Annotated in this window: 6 protein-coding genes and 1 pseudogene; 2 read left to right on the top strand and 5 right to left on the bottom strand. The window is 35.8% G+C overall.

Annotated features, from left to right (window positions below):
• Positions 1-567: 567 nt before the first annotated feature.
• Genes FTU39_RS13530 through FTU39_RS13540 form a run of 3 tightly spaced genes read right to left on the bottom strand, consistent with a single transcriptional unit; the run spans position 568 to position 1,539 of the window.
• Entirely contained in the window at positions 568-882 is a 315-nt protein-coding gene (locus tag FTU39_RS13530; protein WP_104505826.1) for a hypothetical protein, read from the bottom strand.
• 38 nt (positions 883-920) lie between these two features.
• Positions 921-1,235, bottom strand: coding sequence for a DNA-binding transcriptional regulator (locus FTU39_RS13535; protein ID WP_104505827.1), 315 nt, complete (start codon positions 1,233-1,235; stop codon positions 921-923).
• Entirely contained in the window at positions 1,216-1,539 is a 324-nt protein-coding gene (locus FTU39_RS13540) for a transcriptional regulator (protein WP_104505828.1), read from the bottom strand. Before FTU39_RS13540 ends, FTU39_RS13535 begins: the two co-directional genes overlap by 20 nt.
• Positions 1,540-1,627: 88 nt before the next feature.
• Here FTU39_RS13540 and FTU39_RS13545 point away from each other — a divergent pair.
• Positions 1,628-1,723, top strand: a pseudogene (locus FTU39_RS13545) (transposase domain-containing protein); the annotation flags it as partial.
• 133 nt (positions 1,724-1,856) lie between these two features.
• Complete coding sequence (locus tag FTU39_RS13550; RefSeq protein ID WP_179989130.1) at positions 1,857-2,270, top strand: hypothetical protein; 414 nt, start codon at positions 1,857-1,859, stop codon at positions 2,268-2,270.
• A gap of 133 nt (positions 2,271-2,403) precedes the next feature.
• On the opposite strand, the gene FTU39_RS13555 is transcribed toward FTU39_RS13550, so the two are convergent.
• Both FTU39_RS13555 and FTU39_RS13560 read right to left on the bottom strand, forming a co-directional pair.
• Positions 2,404-2,970, bottom strand: coding sequence for an IS630 family transposase (locus FTU39_RS13555; RefSeq protein WP_136143970.1), 567 nt, complete (start codon positions 2,968-2,970; stop codon positions 2,404-2,406).
• Entirely contained in the window at positions 2,960-3,415 is a 456-nt protein-coding gene (locus FTU39_RS13560; protein WP_004973749.1) for a helix-turn-helix domain-containing protein, read from the bottom strand. The genes FTU39_RS13555 and FTU39_RS13560 overlap by 11 nt, the downstream gene beginning before the upstream one ends.
• Positions 3,416-3,915 lie beyond the last annotated feature (500 nt).

Consider the following 3,915-nt stretch of genomic DNA (forward strand, 5'->3'; position numbering starts at 1 on the left):
CCAAGCAGACGTGCACAGAAAACAGCGATTGAACAACGAAATCTAAATCCTGTGCTTGACTTGGAAATGTCCATATAGGACATTTCTATTTGGTTATTAGGTAGGACATTTCTACTTGGGAATAACAACACTTGTATATTAATATAAATATCAATCACTTGAAAATTTAGCCATGACTAAGAAAAAGCAAAAAATCGGCTTTTGTAATAAGTTGGTGAGTTTTTAAGCAGATCTGTAATATTTTGCCAGTAAATTTGATTAAAAAACGATCAATTTGGCAATCAGTGCCCATTTCATCGGCTTTCAGGATCCGAAACTATCCCCAATGGCTGTGGATAAAATTTAGGCTATTTTGTACGCCCTGGCGCACAACAATCTCGGCTCTTTGCGGCTACCAGGAACAGTGGAATTTTCCTATGATGAACTCATCAGGAACAGGAAGTTCCAAACAACAAGAATAAGAAAGATCGCACCAGGAGCGTGAGGTAAGACAGGAGTCATACCTAGCAACCCAATATGAGAAACCCCGGCAGGATGCTGGGGTTTTTTATTGTCTGCATTTAAGGTCTAATCAGTCTTAGCCAATTCATTTTGGTTGATAAGTTTAATCAGCGCATTTTGAACAAACTCATCAAGTTCAATCCCTTTTTCTTTTATGATGGTTTCTATCTTTGCTAGCGTTTCACTTTCTAATTCGAACTCGATTTCTGCTGATGTTTCCATGAGTAAATCATAGTTATTTTCGACTATCTTTTTAAAGGTTTCTTCTAGATCTTTTGTTGATGGAATATTGAAAGATAAGCGTAATGAGCTATTGATAATTTCAATATGGGTATACCCTAAATATTCAGTACTTTTTCCCACAAATCCTAAGTGCTTCATAAAAAACCTTAAATAAATATAGTAGAGAGCTGTCTAAATTAAGCCAGACTCTCTTTTACAAATTTTGGATCAACAATAAATAATCGAATAAGGGATGTTGCTGCTCCTGATGGTCTTCTCGCACCTTGTTCCCATGATTCAAGAGTACGTCTTGATACGCCAAGAATCTTAGCAAACTGATCTTGTGTTAGTTGAGCCTTTCTACGAGCTAACGCTACATCTGTCTCAGTGATTACGGTTCTTTTCGCTGCATTACTAGTAAGCATATCGTCGATGCCTTGTAATATTTCAGCTTCAATATCCCTAGTTGCTTCAAAAGCCTCAAGTTCTTTTTCAGTCATTAAACGAGTCATTTAGTTTCTCCACTAATGCTTGAAGAGTCTTCTTACTAAGCTGTACAGTTTGCTTTTTACTGTACAAGGTTAATAACCAAATCTCTCCATTTGCTAAACGATTAAAGTAGATGACTCTGACACCACCACTTTTACCTCTACCACCGCTAGTCCATCTAATCTTACGAATACCACCTGCATTAGGCTCTACATCTCCTGCTTCAGGATTTAATGCTAAGAATGTTTTGAATTCCTCATATTCTTCCTGAGTCCAATAAACAAGACAGTATTTAGTAAATAATGGAGTCTCACATATTGTATACATTGATTGCATTCATACTACCTTGTAGTAGTTTATTTTATACTACTTTGTGGTATTTTTAAATGATAATTCTTAGTTCTCAGGATTAAATGCCTATTTAAGTGATGTGCTGAAAAGGTTGCCGACACATAAAGTGACTCAGATTGAAGAATTGCTACCACACCGCTGGAAACCTGAACCGAATTAAAAAATAGGCATGGGGTTCAGCGGACGCTTACGTTCAATTCGTATAACCACCATTATGTTAAATAGAATCAAAAAACCTCCAATAAAATCGTTATAGTATTATTATTTATTGAGTAGATAAGAGAATTAAATTAGTGAAATACTCAAATGAACAAATAGTAAAAGCACTCTTACTTGCTCCTTTACCTTTACTTTTTTTAACAACAGTCCTGTTTATCGCAGTGAATCACGAATACAGCCTATACTCGATTTTCGTAGTTCTTGTAGGACACGGTCTTATTTACTTGGCTTATTGTATTTTGACTGTGCCTTTTAGCTACATATTCTCAATTCTTTTAAATCGTTATAACAGACTTAATTTATTAACCATCTGTATTACCTCTCTAATTATTGCTACTCCATTTTTTATTCTTTTAGGATGGGGGCATACTGGAAAGATTGCTGAAGATTGGTGGAAGATGTATACCAATACATGGGCTAGCTTTCTGGCTCTATTTCCTGGCTTATGTTATTGGCTGTTTTTAATTAACTTAAAAGATAAAGAATAGTTATGAAAAAAATATTATATTTTAATTTTTTAGCGATTATTTTGACTTACGTATCTTTGCTTTATCAAAAAAATATATTAGTTGCTCGCATAGTTGTAGATAAGCTTGAAAAAGTTAAAGTCATAAGTCTCCATTAAAAAGTAAACATGTATTCTTTTCCGAATAGGTTTGATACTTTCTCAACCCATTGCTCTATTTTGTCAGCTGCCATGACTTGAAAATCTCGCCAATAATATTTCATCTGCTTCCATACCATCTCGATTCGATTTAACTCAGGGCTGTAAGCTGGAATAAAATACAGATTCGTCGAAAAGTTAGTTTTAAGTAGCTCTCTGTAATCAGCCATCTTTTTACCTCTATGAATCGAGGCATTATCAACAATAAGAACCAATGGAAGGTTATACGTCTGTTTTACTTGTTGAGCTATTCCAGTTAAATAGGCATAAAACCAAGTGCTTGTAACTGACTCTTGTAAACAACTTGTCACCAGTTGCCCCGTTGAAAGCAAACACCCCATGACATTAACTCGTTTTAGTCTTATCGCATCAACCGCATGAACATCACCTATCTTTGTCCACGCATAGCGGTTATCAGGAGTAGCTGAAAACCCTGTTTCATCAACATAACCTAATATAATTTCACCACGTGCCGCTTGCTCTCGTAATTTTTCAATCTGCTGTGTTGCTTGTTCAAATGCAATCGGATCTCTTTTTTTTCAAGCTATGACGGGTACGCTTGAAGACCATACCTGAATCACGTAAAAACTTACGAATGGTTTCAACAGACACGGACACTTCGTATTCTTCATGTAGTTTGACTCGGATTTGTTCTGCATTGAGTGGACTTGTATTGACCCAATCTAGGATTTTCGCCTGATAGTCTGAGATCAATGTATTGGGCCGACCTGAGCGATGACCTTCTTTAATCGATTCAAACTCATACAATTCCCAACGTCGGCGTTGTAGCCTTATGGTTTCTGGGATACGTTCTTGTAGAGTGGCAACTTCCGCAACACTTTTACCTTCAGAAAGCCAGAGAATAGTTTGGGCACGTTGTCTTTCACGCCAATGTTTTGCATGCTTGGCCAGAAAAATGAGTCGTTCTCGCTGTTCTAAACTAAGTGGTACAGAAACAATTCGAGGCATGTGTGAACATCTGTTAACTAAAAAAACTTTTTCGCATGATTAGTTATTTTTGTCAACTTAGCTGGGGGATTTCCTCTCCAGTTCCTTATAGATGGTGAAACCTCTCCAGTCGGAAGTATAAGTATCAATCCTTTATTTATTTTCATCGGCATGGATCAATTTGTTTTTCTCAATTTTTTTATTGATTATTTATTTTGGATAAGTATTTTATTTGCTTTTTCTATGATTGTGAAAAAGTACAGAATTGTATAGATCTTCTAAAATTAACATAATACACGTTATACGAAGTTGAAAAATTGAGACTATAGCCTTAATTTTTATGTATTTTTTTAATTTAACACCTAGGCCAGTGCCTAGGTTTTTTCTGTTATTCTGTTATTCCCAAGTAGAAATGTCCTACCTAATAACCAAATAGAAATGTCCTATATGGACATTTCCAAGTCAAGCACAGGATTTAGATTTCGTTGTTCAATCGCTGTTTTCTGTGCACGTCTGCTTGG

The sequence above is a fragment of the Acinetobacter sp. YH12099 genome (genome assembly GCF_013419195.1).
Lineage (GTDB): Bacteria > Pseudomonadota > Gammaproteobacteria > Pseudomonadales > Moraxellaceae > Acinetobacter > Acinetobacter towneri.